Origin of the sequence: Paenibacillus sp. FSL L8-0436 (assembly GCF_038593025.1) — a bacterium.
GTDB lineage: Bacteria > Bacillota > Bacilli > Paenibacillales > Paenibacillaceae > Paenibacillus_AQ.
Genome location: NZ_CP151955.1, coordinates 4,448,022 through 4,473,370 on the forward strand (window position 1 = coordinate 4,448,022; position 25,349 = coordinate 4,473,370).

29 protein-coding genes are annotated in these 25,349 nt (G+C 48.0%); all 29 read right to left on the reverse strand.

Annotated features, from left to right (window positions below; all coding sequences use genetic code 11):
- Positions 1-80 precede the first annotated feature (80 nt).
- Entirely contained in the window at positions 81-782 is a 702-nt protein-coding gene (gene rpsB / locus NSS79_RS20170) for a 30S ribosomal protein S2 (RefSeq protein ID WP_036692565.1), read from the reverse strand.
- A gap of 201 nt (positions 783-983) precedes the next feature.
- Positions 984-1,610, reverse strand: a complete 627-nt coding sequence (locus NSS79_RS20175) for a hypothetical protein (protein ID WP_342435864.1) — start codon at positions 1,608-1,610, stop codon at positions 984-986.
- The gene (locus NSS79_RS20180; protein ID WP_342435865.1) at positions 1,607-2,185 is read right to left on the reverse strand and encodes a hypothetical protein; all 579 of its coding nucleotides are present in this window, start codon (positions 2,183-2,185) and stop codon (positions 1,607-1,609) included. Before NSS79_RS20180 ends, NSS79_RS20175 begins: the two co-directional genes overlap by 4 nt.
- 37 nt (positions 2,186-2,222) lie before the next feature.
- Positions 2,223-2,534, reverse strand: coding sequence for a hypothetical protein (locus NSS79_RS20185; protein WP_038593454.1), 312 nt, complete (start codon positions 2,532-2,534; stop codon positions 2,223-2,225).
- 117 nt (positions 2,535-2,651) lie between these two features.
- Positions 2,652-4,055: a FapA family protein gene (locus NSS79_RS20190; RefSeq protein WP_342435866.1), complete on the reverse strand. Its 1,404-nt coding sequence runs from the start codon at positions 4,053-4,055 to the stop codon at positions 2,652-2,654.
- A 29-nt stretch (positions 4,056-4,084) separates the two neighbouring features.
- On the reverse strand, positions 4,085-4,873 hold the full coding sequence (locus tag NSS79_RS20195; RefSeq protein WP_076110092.1) for a FliA/WhiG family RNA polymerase sigma factor: 789 nt from the start codon (positions 4,871-4,873) through the stop codon (positions 4,085-4,087).
- 76 nt (positions 4,874-4,949) lie between these two features.
- Positions 4,950-5,363, reverse strand: a complete 414-nt coding sequence (locus NSS79_RS20200; protein WP_342435867.1) for a hypothetical protein — start codon at positions 5,361-5,363, stop codon at positions 4,950-4,952.
- 2 nt (positions 5,364-5,365) lie between these two features.
- Positions 5,366-5,863 (reverse strand): chemotaxis protein CheD, encoded by a 498-nt coding sequence (locus NSS79_RS20205; RefSeq protein WP_342435868.1) that lies wholly within the window; start codon positions 5,861-5,863, stop codon positions 5,366-5,368.
- Entirely contained in the window at positions 5,856-6,482 is a 627-nt protein-coding gene (locus NSS79_RS20210; protein ID WP_038593470.1) for a chemotaxis protein CheC, read from the reverse strand. Before NSS79_RS20210 ends, NSS79_RS20205 begins: the two co-directional genes overlap by 8 nt.
- A 3-nt stretch (positions 6,483-6,485) precedes the next feature.
- Positions 6,486-6,947 carry a chemotaxis protein CheW gene (locus tag NSS79_RS20215; protein WP_038593472.1) on the reverse strand — a complete coding sequence of 154 codons (462 nt, stop codon included), beginning with the start codon at positions 6,945-6,947 and terminating at the stop codon, positions 6,486-6,488.
- A 27-nt stretch (positions 6,948-6,974) separates the two neighbouring features.
- Positions 6,975-9,032 (reverse strand): chemotaxis protein CheA, encoded by a 2,058-nt coding sequence (locus NSS79_RS20220; RefSeq protein WP_342435869.1) that lies wholly within the window; start codon positions 9,030-9,032, stop codon positions 6,975-6,977.
- A 34-nt stretch (positions 9,033-9,066) separates the two neighbouring features.
- On the reverse strand, positions 9,067-10,470 hold the full coding sequence (gene cheB, locus NSS79_RS20225) for a chemotaxis-specific protein-glutamate methyltransferase CheB (RefSeq protein ID WP_342435870.1): 1,404 nt from the start codon (positions 10,468-10,470) through the stop codon (positions 9,067-9,069).
- Between the two features lie 38 nt (positions 10,471-10,508).
- Complete coding sequence (locus tag NSS79_RS20230) at positions 10,509-11,384, reverse strand: MinD/ParA family protein (protein ID WP_342435871.1); 876 nt, start codon at positions 11,382-11,384, stop codon at positions 10,509-10,511.
- On the reverse strand, positions 11,384-12,814 hold the full coding sequence (locus NSS79_RS20235; RefSeq protein WP_342435872.1) for a flagellar biosynthesis protein FlhF: 1,431 nt from the start codon (positions 12,812-12,814) through the stop codon (positions 11,384-11,386). Before NSS79_RS20235 ends, NSS79_RS20230 begins: the two co-directional genes overlap by 1 nt.
- A complete protein-coding gene (flhA, locus tag NSS79_RS20240) occupies positions 12,811-14,844 on the reverse strand; it encodes a flagellar biosynthesis protein FlhA (protein ID WP_342435873.1) in 2,034 nt (677 codons plus the stop codon). The genes NSS79_RS20235 and flhA overlap by 4 nt, the downstream gene beginning before the upstream one ends.
- 20 nt (positions 14,845-14,864) lie before the next feature.
- A complete protein-coding gene (flhB, locus tag NSS79_RS20245; RefSeq protein ID WP_038593485.1) occupies positions 14,865-15,959 on the reverse strand; it encodes a flagellar biosynthesis protein FlhB in 1,095 nt (364 codons plus the stop codon).
- A gap of 22 nt (positions 15,960-15,981) precedes the next feature.
- Positions 15,982-16,767, reverse strand: coding sequence for a flagellar biosynthetic protein FliR (gene fliR, locus NSS79_RS20250; RefSeq protein ID WP_342440412.1), 786 nt, complete (start codon positions 16,765-16,767; stop codon positions 15,982-15,984).
- 10 nt (positions 16,768-16,777) lie between these two features.
- On the reverse strand, positions 16,778-17,047 hold the full coding sequence (gene fliQ, locus NSS79_RS20255) for a flagellar biosynthesis protein FliQ (protein ID WP_342435874.1): 270 nt from the start codon (positions 17,045-17,047) through the stop codon (positions 16,778-16,780).
- A 22-nt stretch (positions 17,048-17,069) separates the two neighbouring features.
- The gene (gene fliP, locus NSS79_RS20260) at positions 17,070-17,837 is read right to left on the reverse strand and encodes a flagellar type III secretion system pore protein FliP (RefSeq protein ID WP_342435875.1); all 768 of its coding nucleotides are present in this window, start codon (positions 17,835-17,837) and stop codon (positions 17,070-17,072) included.
- A complete protein-coding gene (locus tag NSS79_RS20265; protein WP_342435876.1) occupies positions 17,834-18,361 on the reverse strand; it encodes a flagellar biosynthetic protein FliO in 528 nt (175 codons plus the stop codon). Before NSS79_RS20265 ends, fliP begins: the two co-directional genes overlap by 4 nt.
- Before the next feature lie 9 nt (positions 18,362-18,370).
- Entirely contained in the window at positions 18,371-18,736 is a 366-nt protein-coding gene (locus tag NSS79_RS20270) for a response regulator (protein WP_019910416.1), read from the reverse strand.
- 26 nt (positions 18,737-18,762) lie between these two features.
- Positions 18,763-20,073, reverse strand: a complete 1,311-nt coding sequence (gene fliY / locus NSS79_RS20275; RefSeq protein WP_342435877.1) for a flagellar motor switch phosphatase FliY — start codon at positions 20,071-20,073, stop codon at positions 18,763-18,765.
- Positions 20,063-21,061 carry a flagellar motor switch protein FliM gene (fliM, locus tag NSS79_RS20280; protein WP_038593500.1) on the reverse strand — a complete coding sequence of 333 codons (999 nt, stop codon included), beginning with the start codon at positions 21,059-21,061 and terminating at the stop codon, positions 20,063-20,065. The genes fliY and fliM overlap by 11 nt, the downstream gene beginning before the upstream one ends.
- 39 nt (positions 21,062-21,100) lie before the next feature.
- The gene (locus NSS79_RS20285) at positions 21,101-21,568 is read right to left on the reverse strand and encodes a flagellar basal body-associated FliL family protein (RefSeq protein WP_038593503.1); all 468 of its coding nucleotides are present in this window, start codon (positions 21,566-21,568) and stop codon (positions 21,101-21,103) included.
- Complete coding sequence (locus tag NSS79_RS20290; RefSeq protein WP_038593507.1) at positions 21,565-21,789, reverse strand: flagellar FlbD family protein; 225 nt, start codon at positions 21,787-21,789, stop codon at positions 21,565-21,567. The genes NSS79_RS20285 and NSS79_RS20290 overlap by 4 nt, the downstream gene beginning before the upstream one ends.
- A gap of 84 nt (positions 21,790-21,873) precedes the next feature.
- Positions 21,874-22,692, reverse strand: a complete 819-nt coding sequence (gene flgG, locus NSS79_RS20295; RefSeq protein ID WP_342435878.1) for a flagellar basal body rod protein FlgG — start codon at positions 22,690-22,692, stop codon at positions 21,874-21,876.
- Between the two features lie 123 nt (positions 22,693-22,815).
- Positions 22,816-23,199, reverse strand: a complete 384-nt coding sequence (locus tag NSS79_RS20300) for a TIGR02530 family flagellar biosynthesis protein (RefSeq protein ID WP_076110103.1) — start codon at positions 23,197-23,199, stop codon at positions 22,816-22,818.
- The gene (gene flgD, locus NSS79_RS20305; RefSeq protein WP_038593518.1) at positions 23,196-23,684 is read right to left on the reverse strand and encodes a flagellar hook assembly protein FlgD; all 489 of its coding nucleotides are present in this window, start codon (positions 23,682-23,684) and stop codon (positions 23,196-23,198) included. The genes NSS79_RS20300 and flgD overlap by 4 nt, the downstream gene beginning before the upstream one ends.
- Positions 23,685-23,712: 28 nt before the next feature.
- A complete protein-coding gene (locus NSS79_RS20310) occupies positions 23,713-25,347 on the reverse strand; it encodes a flagellar hook-length control protein FliK (protein WP_342435879.1) in 1,635 nt (544 codons plus the stop codon).
- Between the last annotated feature and the right edge of the window lie 2 nt (positions 25,348-25,349).

The window sequence follows — 25,349 nt, forward strand, 5'->3', positions numbered from 1 at the left end:
CCTAAAAAAAGGGCAGTGAGAGGTTATCCACCTGCCAACCACCCTTTTCATTTAAGTTCTTGTTTGATTCCGGCTACTATTTAAGCAGTAGTTGTATCTTCGCCCTGGTGAGCTTCGACAACGGCATCAGCCATTTTACCAGTAAGCAATTTCACGGCGCGGATTGCGTCGTCGTTGCCCGGGATAACATAGTCGATTTCGTCCGGATCACAGTTAGTATCAACGATAGCCACGATAGGAATACCCAATTTGCGAGCTTCCGCAACAGCGATGCGCTCTTTACGCGGGTCAATGATGAACAGCGCGCTTGGCAGACCTTTCATGTTCTTGATACCGCCCAGGAATTTTTCGAGACGATCTTTCTCTTTGCGGAGAAGGATTACTTCTTTCTTAGGCAGAACTGCGAAGGTACCGTCTTCTTCCCAAGCTTCCAGTTTCTTCAGGCGATCAATACGCTTCTGAATAGTTTGGAAGTTAGTCAGGGTACCACCCAGCCAACGTTGGTTAATGAAGAACATACCCGAACGTTCAGCTTCTTCTTTTACGGAATCTTGAGCTTGTTTCTTTGTTCCTACGAATAGGATTGTGCCGTTGTCACCAGCGACGCTTTTTACAAAGTTGTAAGCTTCTTCTACCTTTTTAACCGTTTTTTGCAGGTCAATAATGTAAATTCCGTTTCTTTCAGTGAAGATATAACGATCCATCTTTGGATTCCAACGACGAGTCTGATGACCGAAGTGTACCCCAGCTTCGAGAAGCTGCTTCATGGAAATTACTGCCATCTTCACACACCTCCTAATTTTGGTTTATTGTGTGTCTCCTCCGCCGCGTGTCATTTTTCTACAAGACTTCCTTCAGAAGAAAGCACCACTTGTCGAAATCAACCGGCGTGTGTTTTAACACCGTCAATTACTATACCATAATAAAATAATGTATGCAACGATTCATGAAAAGTTTTGTGAATTTCAAAGTTCTCAGATAGATTATTTCACTGTAATCAGCTTGTCAATGATAACATTATTGCTCTCACCTTTAGTAAAGCTGTACCGTCCATATTGAATTTTCGTATTGGCTTTACGGCTTACTGCCGTCTTAAGAAACTTATTCTTATCCGTAATTACACCTGCTTTGACCAGCAAATCGGCAGTTTCCGTAAGTGTGCTGCCGGTAGGAATTGTAACAGATATCGAGCCGTTTACGGCAACCTCCGGAGTGGCTGGCGCAACCGGGGCACTGGATGGTTTCTTCTCGCTTGCAGGCTTTGACGGGGTAACCGGCTCAGAAGGAGCAGCGGCAGCGCTTGGCTCCACCGCTGCTTGCGGCGTAGTAGCAGCCGAAGCTGGAGCGGCGGGTTCAGTTGCTGACGGAACAACCGCAGCTGTCCCCTCTTTCCCTGATCCTTCTGTTCCCTCTCCTGTCTCGCCTGTATTACTAGTGGCAGTAGGTGTTGCACTCGGATCGGTTACGGTAAGGTTCAGCTTCGCAGCTTCCTTAATTAGCTTCTCCTTGGACAAGGGGGCGGCTCCCCCGGTGATCATCACTTGCAGCAGCAATGCTCCTGCAATCAGGCCTGTACCTAGCCCGAACATGAAGGAACGATTCTTGATCATGCCGTTTCCTCCTGCTTGGCCAGCTGCAGAATCAGTTGAACCTCTCCACGCTGAAGTCCTGCTGTCTTAGCGATAGCGTCAATAGACTTTCCTTGCTCATGCAGCTCGAACAATCGCGGATAACGCAATTTGATCGAGTTGACCGGCTTTGGTTTCGGCTCAGGCTGTTCTGCAGCGTGCTCTGTTGAAGGCGGTCTCACAGCTTCTGAAGCGCGGCTGGCTGAAGATTCCTTGGCAAATGAAGCTGTTAGCTGCAGCAGGCCCTTTTCTTCAGCCGTCAGACGCGTTTCAAGCAGCATTAAGTTCTTTTGCAGATCGGCAACTTGCTCCCGAAGTGAATCGATCTCCTCCTGCATTGCTGTTCTGTTGTTCTGGGATTGCTGTTTGATGCTGCTGACAAGCTGCAGCATTTTATCATTTTCCCGCTCGATGTCCGCCATATATAGTTCAAGCGCCGCTTCTGTTTCCTTTAGACTCTGCTTATCGGCTGAGTCTTCTTTTGCACGCGCCGGCAGTCTCAGGGCATAAACGATAGCGACAGCGCCTACCAGCACGATATATACCCATGGTTGCAAGTGCCCTATCCCCTTTTATATATCAAATTATATCCTCTCAGAGACTGAGATCGATCCGTCGGCCCTTATAGGGATGTTCAGCGTCGTGAGACGTCTGCTGTTTCTCTTGTTGATGGGAAGAGGACTGACTTCCCGCATGATTTCCCTGGCTATCATCATTGCGCAGCGCAGATTCCGCAGATTCGTCAACCTCAGTGCTGCGATGGGCCAGCTCCGAGCTCTGCTTGACATTCTGTCCTGCGAGCTGCTGCTGATCTACAGCAGGACGATGCTGCAGCCCATGCTGGACTTTGCCCGCGTCAGTTGTCCGGGGCAGGGCAATCTGCAATTCCACCGGTTTCAGACTCATAGCAACCCTCTTCTCATAAGTAGAAACGGACGGGCCGTCCCAAGATTCGCAAATCCTTCCGAAGCCTGCTGTATTTAGACATCAAGGATGGCCGGCCGCCTGTCGCTGCCCGCCTGATTAAACGTACGGCGCCAAAGTGATATCGCCTTCACTATAAATAAATACAACCCGTTCCGTAGGATCCTTGACAAAACGTGTATATCTGCCAATTACGATTTTGGAACCTCCGTAGATGGTCTTAACTACTTCCACCCTGGCTCTAACTGTATCCTCGAGCATTCTTTCAATTTCAAGTACACGCTCTTTAATGCGTTTCTCTTCACGCATATGCGATTGCTTGGTGGCGTTCAGTTTGACGCGCAAAGCCACCTTATCAGGAGCAAGCTGACCATTGTTCGCCAATTGATTCAGCAGGTACAGCGCTTTGTTGGTTTTATCCTCATTTTCAAGCAGCTGCCGCAGCTCCAGGCGCAGATCGTTAATCTCATTTCGGAGTTCTGGTACAACGCCAACCTCAATGGCCGTCGCCGTAGACATCGTATTTCCGATGGTTCTTGCTACAACTCTTTCACCGGCTTGTACAACTCCCCCTACTATAAGTCCCTTTGAACCATTGCAAAGCACATCCCGGCCTGCCCGGATATTAGAGTGCATAATACTTTGGGAAACGATAACATCCTCTCCGGCGACGACATTTCCATCCTGGATGAACGATACTTTTACATTTTTACCTGCACTGACGAGTCCCTTGTTATACCCGATAATTCCGCCGGCAATCTCGATCGATCCCCCGGAGATCAGTTCAGCACCTTCCACTCCGCCAACCACACGGATATCTCCGGCAGATTTAACCGTAAACCCGGTCAAGACATTGCCGCGAATAACAACTGTCCCTACAAAATCAATATTTCCTGTACTGTAATCAACATCACCGTTGACTTCATAAACCGGGAAAACATTGACCTTGCCCTTCTCCGTCAGAGTAACGAGTCCGTCCATCGCGGCATACATCGAAGTTTCATCTTGATCGATTAGAACATTTTTGCCGACTTTAAAGTGGGCATCTTTTCCCGCTCGATACGGAATTTCCTCGCCGGTAACCGTATTGCCGCTTTTGCCGGGCATCGGCGGAATTTTTCTGGCAATCAATTGGCCTTTCTTAACATTGTGCAGCCGGACCAGGTCCTTATAATCGACCTTGCCATCAGCTTTTTCGAGCGGTTTGCGGTCCTCCTCCATATCAATAGCAAGGACCACCCGCCCATCCGTACCATTCTCCGCGGGATCACCAATCGCAATTGGCACCCTGTTGAAGAAATACTCTTCTGGATTACTGCTGATTCGCTGTACAATATCCCGCTGAATACCGTAACGAATATTGTGACTGTTTAGGAAGTTTTCGAGATCTTCACTCGAACAGGAGAAGTTTTCATCCTTCTTGGAAAATTGGAGGTACGCAATCCCTTTATCCTCCGAAAACGTGATACTCACGTACTGGTTCAAAGCATAATTACCGATCAATTTTGCTCCCCCTTGTCACCGTCGCCCGGTTAATCGTTTTGCATGAGAAGATCGCGATTTTTCTCAAGTGTTCCTCTCAGCCGCAAAATAGCTTTTGAATGAAGCTGCGAAATCCGTGAAGGCGACAGTGACATCACCTCGGCGATCTCGCTTAATGATAAATCTTCATAATATAAAAGGGACACAACGGTCCTTTCTTTCACCGTTAGTTTCTCGATGCCTTTAGTGAGCGTATCGCGCAAATAAAACTCATTTACTTTGCGATCCGGATTTTTGGCTTTATCATCCACCAGGATGGACAAGCGTGTCTCTGATTCTTCCTCGCGAATAGGATCCTCTAGTGAGCAGAGCGACATTACTGCTACGTCCTGCAGCATATTCTGAAATTCCGTCTCCGAAACATTCAGATATTCGCTCATTTCCTCATCACTGACTGATCTTAGGTATTTCTGCTCCAGCTGCTGGTAAGCATCTTCGATTTTTTTGGCTTTCTCCCTCACGGACCTGGGAACCCAGTCGCTCTGGCGCAATGAATCAAGAATCGCTCCACGCACACGCCAGGAAGCATAAGTCTGAAACTGGAGTCCCCGCTTATAGTCGAATTTCTCGATGGCATCAATCAAACCCATGACACCGTTGCTGGCCAAATCATCTTTAGATACATTTTTGGGTAATCCGACTGCCAAGCGGCTGGACACGTAATCTACAATATGGAGGTAATTCTCAATCAGCTTTTTTTTGGCTTCGGGATTACCTTGCTCTTTCCACTGTTCCCAGAGCCCGTCAGTTTCCGATTGAGAAGCTTTATGCTCGTTCAACGGCTTTCACCCTTCCCAAAGTTTAGTCAGCGGGCATAACACGGAACAGGTGAGCCACTTCCGCAATAGCACACGCTTATTCTTCTTTCAGGTGACGAACGGCCTTGGCCAATTCTTCAGGATCTTTCATAGAGACCAGTTTAGGCGGCTGCAGCGGTGTAAAACCTTCACTGCTTCCGCTTTCTTCGGCCGGCTTCGGTTTCAGCAGGTTTATTAATTCTTCATCCTCATCCGGAGTAATGACATCGAAATTGCCACCCAGCGCCTCATTGCCCTCTAAGTTTGTGTCAGCATCATCTGGCTCTACAGACTGTCCAGCAATAAAACCCAATACCCAACTTAAGAGGAATGCAAGCACAAACCAAATAATAAATCCAAAACTGGCCCGAATTAAACTTGTTCCAAGTAAATTATGCCCATAGTTCACAAAAAAGGTAAACAAAAATCCTATCGCTCCGGCGATGATGCTCACTATTATTTTTCTGCTCATGGTTATATTTCCCTAGTGCCTTTTTGCACGCTGCGGATATAGAGTATACCGGTACTGCAGGAAATTTCAATGGTGCGGCCAAAATTGCCGCCCGTGTCCTCGGCAATCAAAGGGATCTTTAGCGCCTCCAAAGCAAGCTTACAGGATTCCACATTACGAGGCCCGATCCTCATGGTGTCATTCCCCCCGGCAAAGGCAAACATTTGAGAGCCTCCGGCCATCTTGGCCACGATCCGGCTGCGCATTGCTCCAAGTTCAAGCAAGCGGTTCAGAAGCTCCGGCACTGCGGTATCTGCAAATTTGGCAATGTTCATTTGTCCCTCACGTGCGATATCCGACGAAGGCAGCATCACATGCGCCATCCCCGCCAGCTTCTTCCCAGGATCAAACAATGTAAGCCCCACGCAGGAACCAAGACCTGTTGTACGCACAAGGCTGTCTTGGCTTCCTACGTTAAGATCTGCCATACCTACTTTAATAATGCTTTGTTCTTCAATCATTATCAAACGGTACTCCTAATGATTTAAAGATCTTCGGGAATGATTCTGGATCGGGAATAAGAAAGAACTGTCCTTCAATTTCGTCCTTGCCTTCCAGGAAAGTCGTGTCGATCAGCAAAGCATCATCGCCCATCTGACCGAACTGCAGCAGACCGTAGCCCAGAATGGCCCCGGCCATGTCCATGGCCAGTGCAGGCACTGTAGGGTACATGGAAAGCGAGGTGAAGTCGGCAAGGGAAGAAAGGTAAGACCCGGCAAGAATGTTACCAATTTCATTCAAAGCCGAAAGCTCCATTTCGCCCAGCTCCTGCTCGGGAGAAATCTCAATACCGGCAACCCGGTTAAGCAGGCTTATAGCCGCTTCCGGAGTAAGAATGAAAAAGAGATTGCCCGGTGCTTCACCCTCGACCCGCAGGAAAACCGCATATACCAGTTCTTCTGCTCCTCCGACCTTTTCAGTGATTTCTTCAAAGCTCAGCAGCTGCACTTTCGGAACAGCCATGTCGATCGGCTTGCCAAGAAGCTGAGATAACGCGGTGGCGGCGTTACCAGCTCCAATGTTGCCCACTTCCTTAAGGACATCCATTTTAAAATCCTTGAAGTTTTTGAAAAGCTCCATATGTTAGCCCTCTAGGCTTTCCAATTGCACGATTTCGCCCTTGTTCAGCACCTCGTTCAAATTGAGCATGATCAGCAAACGTTCTTCTCCAATTTTGGCCACTCCGTCCAGATACTTCGCTCTGATGCCCCCCACAACCTCCGGTGGTGTATCGATGGAATCGCGGTTCAAGTCAATAACATCATTGGCCGAGTCCACAATAAAGCCAACTTCCATTGCATTTACATTGACGATAATGATACGGGTCTGGTCAGTATGATCAGCTTCCTCAATTCCGAAACGGCCCCGCAAATCAATTACCGGAATAACCACTCCGCGCAAATTGATAACTCCCTTAATAAAGGAGTAGGTCTTCGGCACACGGGTAATTGGCATCATGCGTTCAATAGTTTGGACTTTCTCCACTTCAATGCCGTACTCTTCAGAGCCTAGTTTAAACACGATTACTTTGATATCTTCAGCCATGGAATGAACCTCCCTGTTCTATCCTGATTATTTAATAAAAGCATTCGGATCAATAATAAGTGCGACCTGACCGTCACCAAGTATGGTCGCCCCAGAGATGCCTTGAACCTCAGGCAGATACTTGCCAAGATTCTTGATGACGATTTCGTTCTGCCCAATAAAATCCTGAACGGCCAGGGCTACGAGGCGTTCCCCTTTGCGGACTACTACTATTTCCGTTTCCTCTTCAGTACTTTCATCAAAATCAGGCACCGAGAAGAATTTGCTCAGTGAAAGCAGAGGGATATGACCGTTACGGAATTCAATCATTTTGTTGCTATGAATCGTGCGGATCTGAGTTTTCTTCACAATCCCAGTCTCCACGATGGAAGAAAGCGGGATGGCATATTTCTCGGAACCCAGCCGCACCAGCATGGCCGCGATAATCGATAAGGTCAGCGGAAGCTGTACTGAAAAGTTAGTTCCTTTGCCGAAGGTGGAATAAACAACCACGTTGCCGCCAAGAGAAGTAATCTTGGATTTCACGACATCGAGTCCGACTCCGCGCCCCGATACGTCAGAGATAACCTCTGCGGTACTGAAGCCCGGTGAGAACAAAAGTTGAATGGCTTCATCATCCGAATAGCCAGCAGCCTGATCCTGAGTAAGAATTCCCTTCTTAACAGCAGATTTCAGGATTTTCTGCGGATTTATTCCGGCTCCGTCCTCCTCAATTTCGATAAAGACGTGATTGCCGCTATGGAAAGCTCGCAGATTTATCGTACCCGTCTCCGGTTTGCCGGCAGCAATACGCTCCTGTACACCTTCAACCCCATGGTCAACAGCATTACGGAGCAAATGCACCAGCGGATCACCGATCTCATCAATAACAGTACGGTCAAGCTCTGTTTCAGCACCAGTAACGATCAGATCGATTTTTTTGTCCAGAGATTTGGCAAGGTCACGAACCATGCGGGGGAAACGGTTAAATACAGTGTCGACCGGTACCATGCGCAGCTTCATGACAATGTTCTGCAAATCGCCGCTGACCCGTCCCATATGTTCAACAGTCTCAGTAAGGTCACTATTCTGCACTTCTGTAGCCAGCTGTTCCAGACGGACACGGTCGATCAGCAGCTCACTAAACAGGTTCATCAGCACATCCAGTCGTTCGATATCTACGCGGATCGTCCGGGAAGGCGCTGCAACTGTTTTGGCAGCTGCCGCTTTGATTGCTTCTTCTCTGACCGGTGCTGCAGCCGGTGCCGCTGCGGGAGCAGCCGCCTCTTGAACCGGTGCTTCCACAGTAGCAGCAGCCATATCCTGCACCATCTGTTCCAGTGTCTCTTGATCAAGGGCTAAAGCCGTAACCTTATCAATTTCCGATAAGTTTAGGATCATGGATTGAATTTCACTTGCGTCCTTTTGGGTTATGTAATAGAGGGAAAAGCCGTAATCGAATTTTTCCTGCTCTATATCCTGAACCGAAGGGAAGGATTTGACCACCTCTCCTGAACGTTCCAGAAGATCGAAAACCATATATGCCCGCACCGCTTTAAGCTGACAATCCTGACGGATCGCTACGTCCACATAAAGCACCTGATGGCCTTCCTGCAGCGACTGCTGCAGAACCGAGTATTGGAATTCATCTAAAAACACCGGAGCGTCTCCAGTCTTTTGAGCTGCAGCTGTAACCTCGGCAGCGGCACCGGCTGCAGTAGGAACTTCACCTCGAACAATGGCCTGAAGAGATGTCACAATTGCCGAGACATCCGCCTTACCTTCGCCCCCAGCCGTAATATCCTCAACCATTGACTCCAGGGCATCCAGACTTTTGAACAGTGTGTCAAAAATGAAATCCTGCATCCGCAGCTTGTTATTGCGCACTAAATCCAGAACATTTTCCATCTGGTGGGTAAGAGAAGCCAAATCCTCAAAACCCATCGTAGCCGCCATACCTTTTAAGGTGTGCGCAGAGCGGAATATTACCTGTACAATACTCAGATCATCAGGATTTGCTTCCAACCCCATCATACTTTCGTTCAATGACTGCAGATGATCATTTGACTCATCAATAAACATGGATAAATATTGGTTCATGTCCACTAACGAGCACCTCCCCTTCAAGTTCGCTTTTCCATTATTTAACGGCTTGCACCAGCCTTGGAGCAATTTCATGCAAAGGCAGGATATGTTTAACGCAATTCAATTCCACCGCAGATCGCGGCATTCCATATACAACGCAGGTTTCTTCACTTTCAGCGAAGGTTGAGGTTACACCCGAATCATATAGGGACTTCATCATTCTGGCACCATCGCTGCCCATACCCGTCATAATCACCGCATGGCGTTCCAGCGTGGTAAGCGGCAATAGTGATTCGAACATCATGTCCACGGATGGACGATGCCCATTACGGGCATCCTCACTCGTAAGCTCAATCGCATATTGTCCGCCTGCTGCTGGAACAACCTTCAGATGATAACCACCGGGAGCGATATAAGCCGCTCCCTGGCGAAGGATCATGCCATGCTCCGCTTCTGCAACCTCAAGCGGGCTGAAGGTATTAAGCCGCTGGGCCAATGATTTGGTGAAATTAGGCGGCATATGCTGGACAATGACTATCGGTGCCGGAAATTCAGCCGGGATGTTCTCCAAAAACGCCTTGAGCGCACGTGGCCCGCCTGTAGAGCAGCCTACAGCAACAAGCTTGCGCAGCCCTTTAGTACTGCCGGACTTCCGGTCAGCCGAAGCTGCAGGAGGTTCGGCGAACGTACCGAGAACACCATCCAGTTGTGGACGTACATCAGATGTAAGTGGAGTAGAGTTCGCTTTGGAGCGGTTTTTTGCTTTTTCAGATGATGCCGGGGTTACCGGAGCTGCAGTAGGCTTGACAGAATTTCGCGGGGACCCACTATTCCCTGGCTGCTTATCAAGCAAATTCTTACCCGTTTCCTTAGGGGGCGCAGTCTTTGCCTCCGGCTTCAGCTTGTCTCGCGCTGATGTCCCGGGAACTTCCGCGGTTTTAGCTTTCTTGGGAAGTTCCTGCTTGCGTACAGGAGGATCCGCCAGAGGTTTTGGAGTAACCGCAGCTGGCGGCTTGTCCTCACTCTTGGAGGCGGATGCTCGAGCTTCACGCTGCTCACGGGCCATCATCGCTTCTTTCATTTGCTCCCGGAGAGATTCTCCTACAGCAATAATATCCTGGGAGTTGGAAATGGATGGCTTACGTATGAAATCAAATGCTCCTGACTCCAGCGCCATAATCGTTTCCTTCATGCCCTGCTCATTGATTCCTGAGAGCATGATCACCGGCAGCGGACGCTGGGCCATTATTATTTTCAGCGCCTCCAGGCCGTTCATTTCCGGCATCTCCACATCCATCGTTACCAGATCCGGAGAAAGCTGATTCACTTTCTCAATAGCTTCACGGCCGTTTGAAGCCGTAGCGGTGACCTGGAAGTTCGCGTCATTTTCAATTAAATCGGAAATGATCTTGCGCATAAATGCAGAATCATCAACAACCAAAACTTTATATGGCTTCATATCATTTCCACCTCTGCTCCTCTAATTCAGAACAATTATTATTTACGCTTCAACCACCTGTTGATAAATCCCTTTATGCCCTCTACCTTGCTTGGTTCCGCTGAATCCGCGGCCAAATAGTTTTGGGCAAGCCGCTGTACATCTTTGGCTGCTGCACTGTTCGGAAAAGCTACTGAGAATGGAACTTGTTTCTTAACTGCCTGAACAACATGTGCATCACTACTCATATACCCGAGAAACGGAATATCTAATTGTAAAAAGCGGCTTGCCGCCATGCGGATTTTGTCGCTGGTTGCTTTCGCTTCCCTCTCGTCTCCTGCTTGGTTCACAATCAGTCTAAAAGAAGTTTCGGGAAAGGAATTGTGCACTACCTTCATCAATGCATATGCATCAGTTATAGCTGTAGGCTCAGGGGTTGTTACCACAAGGCAATCATCCGCCGAGCTTATAAATTTGAGCGTTTCTTTGGAAAGTCCTGCCCCCGTATCGAACAGGATAAAATCCATAGTATCAGCAATTTGCGCAATCTGTGTTGTAAAGTAATTCAAATCTGATTCCGAGAGAGAAAACAGCTCATCCATACCCGATCCGCCTGCAATGAATTGTAGACCGCCTGGGCCCGTCTGAATAATTTGTCCGATATCCGCCTCTCTTTTCAGCAGATGGTACAAATTGTATTTAGAAGAGACACCCATTAGCACGTCTATATTGGCCATTCCGATATCGGCGTCGAACAATAGCACCTTACGGCCCATTGCCTTCAGCGCTAATGCAAAGTTCAGCGTGAAATTCGACTTTCCGACACCGCCTTTTCCACTGCATACGGTGATAATTCTGGCGGATACCCCGTCTTTGGGGACGAGTATGGTGTCCTTGTTGGACACCAGCTGTCTCAAGGACTGCGCCTGATCCATTACGCCCCTCCTGTTCCCAGCAACATCCCTGATAGCTGCTCTTTGGTAGCCATTAGCAGGTCATCTGGCACATTCTGGCCATTCGTTATATAAGACAGCATAAGAGGGAAATCATTCAGAACATTAAATAACGGACCATAGCTTCCTGTCTCGTCCAGCTTTGTGAAGATAACCTTGTCAAGCTGATAACGGCCGAAATGCTCGGCGATCGTCTTCATATCGCGGCTTTTTGAGGTCAGGCTGAGTACAAGGAAAGTTTCACTCTTAAGTTCCTTGGCCAGCAGGCTCTGAAGTTCAGCGACGAGCATCTCATTACGGTAATTCCGTCCTGCCGTATCCATCAAAACGAGGTCACAGCTCTCCAGGCGGAACATCGCTCTTTGCAAATCTCCCGGGGACTGAACAACCTCCAGCGGAATATTCAGTATCGATGCATACGTGCGCAGCTGCTCCACCGCGGAAATCCGGTAAGTGTCGGAGGTAATGAGGCCAACCTTCCTGCCTTGTTTAAACAGCTGCTCTGCCGCCAGCTTGGCGATTGTTGTTGTTTTGCCCACTCCGGTGGGCCCGGCAATGTAAACAATCCGCGTATCCGCCGCAATTCCGTTTGCAATACGGCCTGACAAAAATCCATCCACCTGAGCTTTCAGCATTTCACCGAATTGATCAGGAGCTCCGGTACGCCCCTCATCATTCCAGCGGGTAAACACATTGCTGATCCATTCCTCCACCAGCACCGGGTCAGTCTCCTGGTCCAGTAAACGGATTTTAAGCTGTTCCAGCTGCTCGGGCAATTCCACTCCGCTTGAAGAGTAGCGGGCGATACGTTCCATCCAGTGCTTCATGTCCCTGATTTCGCGAAGGACATCACTTTCCGCTACCGGGACTGCGGGCGGATTGGGTTCAGCACCAAAGTTCTCAGAAAGTGCCGTGACCGAACCAGGCTGTTCCTTCGGAGCAGAGGCCTGCATTGCATAGGCAAGCTCTCTATCCAATTCCTCTTTCTGTTCCTCAACAGCAGTTACGGCTGCGGTTGCAGTTGAAGGCAGAACAGCTACATTCCCTCCCGCCTCAGCAATCCCGGAGGCTTCCGATATGGCAGCGGCAATTTCAGCAAAGCTCCGGCCAGCCGCAGGCTCCTTCGTGAGCGATGCTGACGGCGATGATGCTGTAGCAGCTTTCTGATAGGCCTGTGGCACTGCACTACGCGGAACATTCAGCGATTGTACAGGGGCCTTTTCAGGTACAGCCGGCTTCCGCACCTCTTCCACTGCGGCTACAACTTCAATTTTTTTCTTTTTAAACATGCCCATAAATCCGCCGACTTTAACTTCCTTGGTGCTTAGGATGACGGCATCGCTTCCTAGCTCGCTGCGGATGGAATGCATGGCGTCAGGCATCGTATCGACCACATAACGCTTCACTCTCATAAGTTCACCACTCCAACGCTTTGAATTTCGATATTAGGTTCCAGTTCGCTGTAGGACAACACCGGAATATCCTGCATCGTCCGTTCAATAACCTGCCGCAAATACATACGAATGGTCGGTGAAGTCAATACGATAGGCTGCTGCCCGGACTGAAGCAAACGGTTGATCTGTTCCGTAAGCCGCTGGTACACGGTTTGTGTCGAAACCGGATCCAGTGCCAGATAGCTGCCCTGTTCCGTTTGCTGCACACTTTCGGAAATTTTCTTCTCCAAGTTAGGTCCGACAGTAATTACGCGCAGCGTCTCTCCCACTTGAGAAAATTGCTGTGTAATCTGTCTCGACAACGACTGGCGGACATACTCGGTCAGGATATCAGGATCTTTGGTGTAAGTACCATAGTCTGCCAGCGTTTCGAAGATCGTCACCAGATCGCGGATCGAAATCTTTTCACGCAGCAGCTTGCCGAGCACCTTCTGAACATCACCAATTGCCAGTACCGAAGGAATAAGTTCATCAACCAGCACGGGGTAATTCTCCCGGAGATTGTCGACCAGCTGTTTGGTTTCCTGACGTCCTAGCAGCTCATGCCCATGACGTTTGATCAGCTCCGTCAAATGCGTAGCAACCACGGAAGGCGGATCAACTACGGTGTAGCCGGATAATTCCGCCCGTTCTTTCACCGATTCGTCAATCCAAAGTGCCGGAAGTCCAAAAGAGGGTTCAACAGTTTCAATACCGTTTATAGATTCATCATCATAACCGGGACTCATGGCAAGATAGTGATTAAGTAATAATTCACCACCGCCGACATTATTCCCTTTAATTTTTATGACATATTCATTCGGTTTTAGCTGAATATTGTCGCGAATACGAATAACAGGCACCACAAGTCCCATTTCTAGAGCACATTGCCGTCTAATCATGATAATTCTGTCGAGTAAATCTCCGCCCTGACCTGTATCGGCCAGAGGAATAAGTCCGTAACCGAACTCAAATTCAATGGGATCCACTGTTAGCAAGTTTATGACGCTCTCCGGACTCCGCACTTCTTCAATCTGCTTCTCCTCGACCAGTTGTTCCTCGGCAATTTGTTTTTGGTTTGCCTTCTGGCCCATGCTGTAAGCCGCATATCCCATGAGTGCTGCCAGGGGCAAGGTAGACATTACTGTAATCGGAGTGAAGAATCCAAGGAAGGCGATTGTCGCCGCAACGATATACAAGAGCTTCGGATAGTACAATAATTGACCTGTCAAATCCTCTGCCAGGTTTCCTTCTGACGCCGCCCGTGTAACGATCAAACCGGAAGCGGTTGAAATGAGCAAAGCAGGAATTTGGCTGACCAGTCCATCACCAATTGTCAGTACGGAATATGTCGAAAGTGCATCCTGAAACGACAGTCCATGAATAGTCATCCCGATGACGAAACCGCCGATCAGGTTGATCAGCAAGATGATGATACTGGCAATTGCGTCACCTTTGACGAATTTACTCGCACCATCCATTGCTCCGAAGAAGTCAGCTTCGCGTTCAACGTTCCGGCGGCGTTCCCGTGCCTGCTGTTCATTAATCATCCCTGCATTCAAATCAGCATCAATACTCATTTGTTTACCGGGCATCGCGTCCAATGTAAACCGGGCGCCTACTTCAGCAACACGTTCCGAACCTTTGGTAATAACAATGAACTGCACAACAACCAGAATTAGAAAGACGATGAATCCGATAGCGATTTGTCCCCCGGCAATCCAGCTGCCGAACGTGGCAACAACTTCACCCGCATGACCATCCTTAAGAATCAGCTTAGTAGTAGAAATGTTGAGTGCGAGACGGAATAACGTTGTGATCAACAGCAAAGAAGGGAAAATCGAAAATTGCAGCGGATCCTTTGTATTCATTGCGACCAAAATAATGGTTAGTGCTATCGAAATATTGACAATCAGCAGTACATCCAGAAGCCAGACCGGGATGGGCAGAATCATCATAAGCACAATACCGATAACGCCCAGTAGAACTGTTAGATCTTTAGCTTTCAATGTCCTTTACCTCCCCCGGCTTATCTCCTCTTACCTTTAAGCTTGTATACATAGGCCAGCACTTCGGCAACCGCCTGGAACAGATCGGCAGGAACGACATCGCCAATTTCTGCTCTTTGGAATAATGCCCGTGCCAGCGGCTTGTTCTCCATAGTCACAACACCATGCTCCTTAGCCAGCTCTCGAATGCGGAGCGCCACATAATCCTGGCCTTTGGCTATAATCTGCGGAGCCTCCATTTTGGAACCGTCATATTTAAGGGCAACGGCAAAGTGCGTAGGATTCGTAATGATCACATCCGCCTTTGGCACTTCCTGCATCATCCGCTGCATTGCCATTCGGCGTTGGCGCTCCCTGATCTTTCCTTTAATTAAGGGATCGCCCTCCATCTTTTTGTATTCATCTTTAATGTCCTGCTTGGACATTTTCAGACTTTTTTCATGTTCGTACTTCTGGTACATATAATCGAGAACTGCCATAATAAACAATACAGCTGCTATTTTGATGCCAAGATTCATGGTCATCTTTGCAGTGAAACGGTATACACCCTCCGCATTCACATGTGAAAGAGCGGCAAAACTCTCTTTTTCTCCCCAAAGCGTGCTGTAAACCAGATAGGCAATCAGCACCAGTTTAAAGACCGATTTCAGGAATTCCACAAACGAACGCATAGAGAATATATTTTTGAACCCCTTGATTGGATTAATCTTGCTGAACTTAGGCGTAATCCCCTCACCTGAGGCCATAAAGCCAACCTGTGCAAAATTTACGACTAGTGCGAGTAAGAAGGTAATCCCGAGCAGCGGAGCCAGCAGAATCAGTATCTGCAGACCATACTCGTTGAACATCTTGGACACATTTTCCGCTGTTACTTCCATCATCATACGATTCTGAAAAACATCCAAATACAAACTCATAAAACGTTCTTTCATGAAACTTCCGAACATCGTCAGACTAAGCAGCGCCGAAAACAATACAACCGCACCGGAAAGTTCGGCACTTTTGGCTACCTGGCCCTTTTTACGGGCATCCTGACGTTTTTTCGGGGTGGCTTTCTCTGTCTTGTCCCCCCCAAAATGCTGAAGATCCAGTTTATATCGTTTCGGCTTCGGCATTACACTCTCTCCTTACAGTCACCTAAGGACTCTTCCCCATAAGCCCCAGCAAATTTTGCATGGACTCAAACATAATGTCGAAGAGATTCTGGAACAACGCAGCCAGACTCGGCATCAGAATAAGAAGCAGCGCGAGACCTATAATAATTTTGAGCGGTACCCCGATGACGAATACATTATATTGCGGAGCGGTTCTTGCCAGAAAGGCTAAACCGATATCCGTAAGAAACAGCGCGGTAACCAAAGGTGCCGACATTTGAAAGGCCAGCATAAAAGATTGGGCAAAAGAGCGGACCAGAAATTCTGAAAGGCTGCCATTGATCATTTTGACAAACAAATCGTTGTCTAGGGGTACCCAGTTATAGCTGTATACGATCGCATTCAGCAAGTAATGATGTCCATTCATGCTCAGAAACAGCAGCAGGGCGATCATGTACTTAAAGTTACCTATGATTGGGGCTGATGCTCCAGTCATTGGGTCAATGACGTTGGCAATCCCAAATCCGATTTGAATATCAATGAAGGATCCGGCCGTCTGAATCGTCATAAACATCAGATAGCCGATAAACCCGAGCAGCAAACCTATCAACGCTTCCCTGGCCACTAGCAGAATGTAGGTGAGGTCCTGCGGAACAACAATGCCGGTCCCCCTTGAGCTGAAGACAACTAAGGCGACCAAAAAGGACAATCCGATTTTGAAAGTTGCCGGCAGACTCTGAGAAGAAAACACTGGTATTACAACAAAAAAGGCGGAAATTCGACAAAAAATCAACAGAAAGACGGGAAAACTTTGCAGAAGGGTCTCCATATCCATAGTCTTAACCGATATACATGTAGAGACTGCCCAAAATTTGACTGGTGAAGTCTACCAGCTTCGTAATGATCCAAGGGCCGAACAGCAGTAATGCAAGCAGTACGGCGACGATTTTGGGAACGAACGCAAGCGTCTGCTCCTGAATCTGGGTTGTAGCTTGGAAAACACTGACTATCAGTCCTACCACCAGACCAAGAATCAGCATGGGAGCGCTTGTTTCCAGCACCAAATATACGGCTTGGCCGGCTAGACCGATAATAAACTCCGTATTCATCCCTTATGCCTCCTCTTATACGTCAGGTGTTAAAACTCATCAGCAGTGATTTTACAACTAAGTACCAGCCGTCTACCAGTACGAAGAGCATTATTTTGAACGGTAATGAAATCATGACCGGAGGCAACATCATCATCCCCATGGCCATCAGTGTACTCGAAACTACAATATCAATGATCAGAAAAGGTATAAAAATCATGAAGCCCATCGTAAACGCCTTTTTCATTTCACCAATGGCAAAAGCCGGCACCATCACTGTCAACGGAATATCATTGTATGTGGCGGGTTTGACCGTGGCATTATTGCCCGTGTAATTCATAAACAAAAGCAGATCTTTGGTGTTCGTCTGTTTGAACATGAATTCCTTCATCGGTTCGGCTGCTTTATTAAGCGCTTCGGACTGAGTTAAGGTACCTTTCATGTACGGCTGCAGCGCCGTTTCATTCACCTGTGCAAGTGTAGGCGACATTATGAAGAGAGTAAGAAAAAGCGCCAATCCTACAAGCACTTGGTTCGGAGGCATCTGCTGTGTACCGAGTGAGGTTCTGACGAAACCCAATACGATGACGATCCGTGTGAAGCTGGTCATTAGAACAAGAAAAGCCGGGGCTACACTCAGAACCGTTACAAGTAGCAGAATAGAGATGGAACTGGTCCCCCCGCTGCTTGAGCCGTTACTGTCGCCTACTTGAATATTAATGTTCGGTATAGGTTCAGCGTGTATCGGATGCAAAAGCAAAACACTGAACATACCGAGCAGAAGAAATGAAAGAATCAGCTTTTTTTTCATAAATCCCTCGACTCATCTTTAAGTGCATCATCCCGGAGAAGCTCTTCCATCTTTTCGTTGCGCTCAGGTGCAAGTGCAAGCTTGGATTGCAGGGTCTCATAAAAAGAGGATGTTTCACTAAGTTCGATTTCCTGAGATGGAACCTCACCGCGTACCTTGGCTTTGATTTTGGAAATGAGCGGCACCAGAAAGTTGTTCTGTCCTGACGACTCTTCTTCAAACGTAGAAATGATAAGTGCCACTTCCGCGGGGTCCGTGATTTTATCCAGCATGGATATATTCTCACCGACCCCGATCATGTAAAGGCTGCCGCCGATTTCAATAATCTGCACAGACTTATTGGGGCCCAGTCCGAGCGCACCCAGCGTTCGGATGGAGCGCCCGCTCATTAACGTCTGATTGCGGCGGCCAAGAAAACGGATCAGCAGCACTATAAGAATGACGATTACCGCAAGGACAAAAATAACGTTGAGCAAATTCAGCAGAGGATTACTGTTTCCCAGCGGTTCGCTGTTAGCCGGCATGTCTGATTCCTACACGCCCAGCGTTTTGTTGATCGCTTCAATAACACGGTCTGCCTGGAACGGTTTAACGATAAAGTCCTTGGCACCCGCTTGAATCGCGTCAATGACCATAGCCTGCTGACCCATGGCTGAACACATGATGACCTTGGCATTGGCATCTACTTTTTTAATTTCTTTAAGAGCGGCAATTCCGTCCATTTCAGGCATGGTAATATCCATCGTGATCAGATCCGGACGCAGTTCTTTAAACTTCTCAATAGCCTGCGAACCGTCCTGGGCTTCACCCACTACCTCAAATCCGTTCTTTGACAAAATATCCCGGATCATCATTCTCATAAATGCTGCATCGTCCACGATTAGAATTCGGTTAGCCATTTTTAAAAAATCCTCCCTAAGTATGCTTATTGTAATTTTTGAATTCGGTCCCACTGGCTGACGATATCCGTAACGCGAACTCCGAAGTTTTCGTCGATAACTACGACTTCACCCTTGGCAATGAGTTTGTTGTTCACCAGAATGTCAACAGGCTCACCAGCCAGCTTGTCCAGCTCGATAATCGAACCTTGCGACATTTCCAGAATATCTTTGATCTGCTTCTGGGTCCTTCCTAATTCTACGGTCACTCTCAGTGGTATGTCCATCAATAAATTTAAATTATTTTCATCAATATTGCCAAAGGCTCCTGCGCTAAGATTAGCGAATTGAACAGGCTGTACATTTACATTGCGTCCAAGAGGCGGCGTCTGCGGTGGAACCTGTCCGTAAGGCACTCCCTGCGGCGGTACTCCATATGACGGCACGCCCGGCATTCCATAAGCGGGCATTCCTGCCGGTGGATAATAATAGCCTCCTTCAGGCATTCCTGGATATGGCGGCATTCCCTGCGGCGGATATTGCGGCGGAACTTCACCAGGTCCAGGCGGTGTCTGCTGCACTGGAGGCGCTGCAGGAGCCTGGGCAGGTGCGGGTGCAGGCGCTGGTGCAGCAGACTTATCTGCTGTCGACACAGCCGCCTCCTGATCCGCCTGACTGACATCACCGAGCAGCATGCTGACCATATCCTTGGCGAACTGAACCGGCAAAAGCTGCATAATCGTGGAATCGATAAGATCCCCGATTTTCAGACGGAAGGAAATTTGAATCAAGGTTTCATCATCCGGAAGACTGCCTACCCCTTCTCCGCTTGACATATTCAGGATATCAATTCCCGGAGGCGAGATGTTGACGAACCGGTTGAAGATCGTTGACATGGAGGTAGCAGACGAGCCCATCATCTGGTTCATTGCTTCCTGCACGGCGCTGATATGAATTTCATTCAGCTCTTCATCCTTCGGTTCTCCTTCACCGCCAAGCATTAAGTCGGCAATGACTTGCGCATCCCTGATTTTGATTACCAATGAGTTAATGCCTTGAAAACCATCCACGTACTGTACATGTACGGCAACATGAGGTTTAGGAAAAGCTTCCTCAAACTGTCCGCGGGTAATGATGGACACTTGCGGAGTCGTAATATCTACCTTCTTACCCAGCAAAGTGGAAAGTGCAGTCGCTGCACTGCCAAAAGTAATATTGCCGATTTCCCCCAGCGCATCCTGCTCAAATGGTGTCAGGTAATCATCAACTGTCTTTTCCTGTGGTTCCATTGAGCCTTCCGCGGACTGTCTGAGAAGAGCATCGATCTCTTCTTGGGATAAATAGTCTTTACTCGTCAAACTCTTCAGCTCCTTCACTGACAATCTCGTCTATTTGCACAGCTACACGCTCTTTAATCATCCCTGGACTTCCAATGAATTTCAGCTTGTCCCCTACTTTGATCGACAGCCCGGAATCCACGGTCTTATTGAGAGAGATTACGTCGCCGACGCTAAGCCCGAGAAATTCAGCTATGGATAACCTGGATTCACCCAGCTCTGCAACTATAGGCAGCTGCGCCCTGTGAACTCTCGAACGGATAGATTCAAGTTCAACCTCGTCCCGCACCTTCTTCTCAGAAACAAACCATTGGTGCACGGACAGCCTAGTCATAATCGGCTCCAGTACGACATGAGGGATACATAGATTGATCATCCCGGTAGTGTCGCCTATTTTGGTGCTTAACGAGATCAGCGCAATCGTTTCATTCGGTGATACAATCTGCATGAATTGCGGGTTCGTCTCCAGAGCTTCCATCCGTGGATTAATATCCAGAACCGTCTTCCAGGCTTCCTGTAGACTTTCAAAACATCTGCTGAAAATTCTCTCCATGATGGTTGTTTCAATTTCGGTCAGTGCATTAATCTTGCTTGGTGCTGTTCCAAAACCGCCCAGCAGCCTATCGAGCATGGCAAAGGCAATATTCGGATGCACCTCCATGACCATTCGTCCCTCCAGCGGTTCCGCTTCGAAAATATTCAGAATCGTCATTTTTGGAATGGAACGGATGAACTCATCATAAGGGAGCTGCTCTACTTGTACGACACTGATCTGCACAAAGGTACGCAATTGGGCCGAAAAGTACGTCGTAAGATAGCGGGCAAAGTTATCATGAATCCGCGTAAGACTGCGGATATGATCTTTCGAGAAGCGCACGGCCCGTTTGAAATCGTAAGAGCGGATTTTTTTCTGGGTTTCTTCTTTTTTAAGTTCGTCGGCATCCATTTCACCGGATGAAAGTGCGGCAAGCAGAGCATCAATTTCATTTTGTGATAGTACATCAACCAATTCAATCACCCCCCATCAAACAATTAAACCCGCCAGCAGCTAAATAGAAGCCATAATGAATTTAGTGAATTCGATCTGGGTTATAGACCCTTCAGTCAAATTCTTGTTGATTATATTCACCAGCTTGCTGCTGATTTGATCTTTGCCGCTAGCACCATTCAGATCCTCTGGTTTGGTATCGGCAATCGCCTTAATAATTAGCGGCGTGATCTTAATAGCTTTTATCTTTTCGAATTCTTCCTTGGACTTCGCTGTATCCAATTGGAACGCGATGTCTACTGAAAGGATGTAATCGGGATCGGCAAGATTAGTTTTGATATCGGTGATTTGCGCCGTCAGTTCGACGATTTGATCAGCACTCATTCTGTTGGTTTCCACATTTTGAACTGCTGCTTTCACATCATTCGCATCGCTTGGGAAGATCTTATCCATTAGTAAAAATGCAGCTACTACGATGAGTGTTACCGCAAGTAAAATTGTAATGAGCCACGGCATCATCTTTTTCATGAGAGCTCCTCCATAGACTGGACTTTAATGGTGGCAGCATATGTGCCTATGTCCCTGTTATAATCTCGGATCTTACGTATGACCTCGTCGGCTTTTTCAAGCACAATCAGTCTTTTTCCGGTTACCAGTGTAATGTAAGTATCCGGGCCTTCCTCTACCATTTCTACCAGCAAAGCATTTAAAAACATTGGTGTTCCATTCAATCTTGTTACCGAAATCATAACAGGCCTCCTAACAAAAATAGGGGGAGGAGTTCCTCCCCCATGACTTCACAATACAGCAAGTTTATGATTATGGTTTAAAAATTAACGCTTGAGGTTAACGACTTCCTGAAGGACTTCATCAGACGTTGTAATAATCCGTGAGTTCGCCTGAAAGCCGCGCTGGGTTACGATCATTTCAGTAAACTCACCCGTCAGATCAACATTGGACATTTCCAGCTGACCGGAGACGATTTTCCCTGTACCTGCTTCCGCATCATTCGGAGTCGTTATCACTAGCTCACCGTCGGCATTCGCATTAAGTGTCATGCGGTACAGATTGCCGCCGATTTTCTCCAAACCTTGCGGATTGCTTACTTTAGCCATACCGATTCTAACGCCCGGCTCAGTTGTTCCGTCAGCCATCGTCTGTACGATGGTGCCGTCGCTGGAGATTGAAAATGCCGTTACCTCAGGAGCAAGTTGAATAGCCTCGCTATCAGAATTCAGAACATGCAGTCCATCGGAAGTGATCAGGTTGCGGGCTGCATCCATATGGAAATCACCGGCACGGGTCAGAAAAGGAGTCTCCTGATCATCCGAAAGTCTAACCACGAAGAAGCCGTCTCCGTCAATCCGCAGGTCGGTAGGGTTGTTGGTAGTCATGGCACTGCCCGCCAGATGCATGGTGTCTACGGAACCGATGCTTACTCCAAGGCCAATCTGCTGCGCATTGACCCCGCCCTGACCGCCTTCAACCGGAGCAGTAACGCCTGATACGGTTTGGCTCATGATGTCCTTGAACATTACGCGGCCCGATTTGAAACCGAGTGTGTTCACATTGGCGATGTTGTTGCCGATGACATCCAGCTTGGTTTGAAATCCGCGCATACCTGAAACGCCTGAATACATAGATCTTAACATGATTAATATCCTCCCGGATTATAGAGTCAACTGACCCATAATTTATAATGTAATTCATAATTGAGCTGTAGACGCGTCAGTCGGTCGGCGTCTACTCCGGCTCTCCCGATAGGACCGGCCGGTTTACGAGATAATAACTGCACTATCAATTTGTGTGAACACATTGTCCTTCATAGAGCTTCCATCCATAGCCGTGACTACAGTACGATTAGGCACACTGACGATTAGAGCCATATCCTTCATTAATATCAAGGATTCTTTGCTGCCCTTGGCTGCAGCTTTATCCACTGCCGAAGAGATCTCATCCAATTGACGGGTTCCAAGTTCAATCCCCCGTTGCTCCAGTCGTTTCGCGGCATGATTGCTGAATTTCAGTAAATTCCGCTGAAGCACACTTTCAAATGAAGCTTCTGTTTTGACCGTATTCTTTGCTGCCTGCTGTCGCTGTAGAGCCTGCGGATGTACACTTGAGGGATACAGTTGTCCTATAGTCAACCTGTCGCTCATATTGTCCCCCCGCTCTCCCCAGCGTCGTCTTGAGTCTTGTCGCTCACAGTTTCCACTTTAGATGCTGCATTCTGGATTTGTGTAATGTCGGTTAAAGCAATTCGCTCAGTGCCTACAACTGCATATTGCACACCCTTATTGACAACGATGGATTCCACATTGCCTGTCTTTGGAAGTTTGGTTTCCGTATCAGTCCAGGTGATATCCTTGCCGATCAATCCGGAGACCGAACCAAGCGACTGACTCATAGCCGTCATTTGGGTCGAAATATTCATAAGTTGCTCTACCGATGAGAATTGAGCCATCTGGGCGATAAATTCTTTATCCTCCATAGGCTGCGTGGGATCCTGATTCTGCAATTGAGTCATGAGGATTTTTAAGAACTGATCCTTGCCCAGGACGGAGCTGCCTGTTGTTTTCTTGCTGCTGTCAGGAACTACATAATTCCATTGATCTTTGGTAGTTATCGGAGTCGTTGATTCCATTTCATTTCACCTCACTTTTTTCAAAATATTAAGCTTTGGCTGAGAAGCCTCCGCCTTCGTTACGGATATCCTCCTGGCCGTTTGCTACCCAATCCTTCCATTCCCCATTAAGCTCTGCGGCAAGTACCGCATCAGCAATTTCCTCACGACGTTCCTTGGAGCGACCATCCTGCTGTTGCCCTCCGGAAGCCGATTGACGTCCCTGCTGCCCGTTGAACTGGGAAAGAAGCGCTGAATTCTGCGAAACTTCCAATTTCTCGACCTGAAGTCCTTGAGACTGCAATGCGCTGCGCAATTGACTCATCTGCTGCTCAAGCATATCTTTGGCTCCGGAATGCTCAGTCAAGAACTGGGCAATCAAATTGCCGTTTTGCATCGTAATCTTAACATCTACTTGTCCCAAATTTTCCGGAAAAAGCGTAATTGTAGCTTCAGCTACCCCGCCTTTTTTTAGAATTTCAAGTTTCCCCGTGATCATTTTGTCCATTTCTTGAGCAAATTGATGAACGGGCACTTGGACTGTCGTTGCCTTCAACGGCGCTGTAATACCGCCTCTAAGCGACAATTGTCCTGCAGTCACAACATTGTTCTCATCTGCAGTTCCATTGATCTCGGGCAAAGCTTCTTCTATGATTCCGGCCGGTTTAACCTCCGCTCCAGTCTTGGAGGCTGGTGTTGTGATCACCTCTGCCGAAGCAGCACCTGTATTTGTTACAGGCGTAAGCGGATCTGCGCTCTCAACGTTAGCCGCAGTTGTGGCGGCAGCATTGCCGACAGTTTGTACAGGTGCCTTAGCTTCAAAATGATATACAGGCCTGTTATTCTCAGTCATGGCCTGTTGTTTCAAAGTCACAGCAGGAGTATTGCTAAGGTTTGTTGCCTCTACCGTTTTTGCCTTATTGTCCGGTATAGTAGTTTCTGCCCGAGTTAACTCTTTAGCAATAACGTTATTTTCTACGGCTGATGTCTCCGCATGGACAACTGGCTTTGACTTAAGTTTATTTTCTGGAACGGCAACTTGGGCCATAATGACCGTGAACTCGTTCAACAGCTCAATACCCTCGGCCGCATTTTTTTCATTCCCGGTAACGGAGGACTGCTGAATCAGATTCACTAGACTAGTAAGGTCATCCTGAACAACAAAACGCACAGTGTCTGAATTCTGGGCAAGCGGAGATAAGCCCGATGCAGGGTCGATGTCCATGTTGGCTGCACCAGTCTCAGCAGGGTTGTTACTGCCGGACAGCAGTGCCGATACCTGAATCAGCCAGCCTTGCAGGGCAGCGAGCAAAGTAGGGTCAGCGCTGATGTTGTCATCCAGCTTCTCAATATCCTGCAAAAGCCCTTCCAGCTGCTTAGAGCTCTCGGAACTTTCTGCATCCTTACCGCCCCGCGATTGACCAGCTTCTTCCCCCGTCGAGCTTACGCTATTCAGCAGACCCTGCAGCAATGAAGCCAGATTGCCCAGTAAAGGCGTCTCGGTTTCCTTTGCAGTTCCTCCAGTCATACTCTGTACTAGAGTCTGAGCAAACGGCATTGCCGTTGTTGTTCCGTTTGCGACAACTGCTCCACCAAGGGCTGAGGCTGCTCCGGTTGCAGCAGAAGAAGTTCCTGCCGATGTTGTCAGGTTACCGCCAGAAAGTGATGGAACGACTAAACTCATTA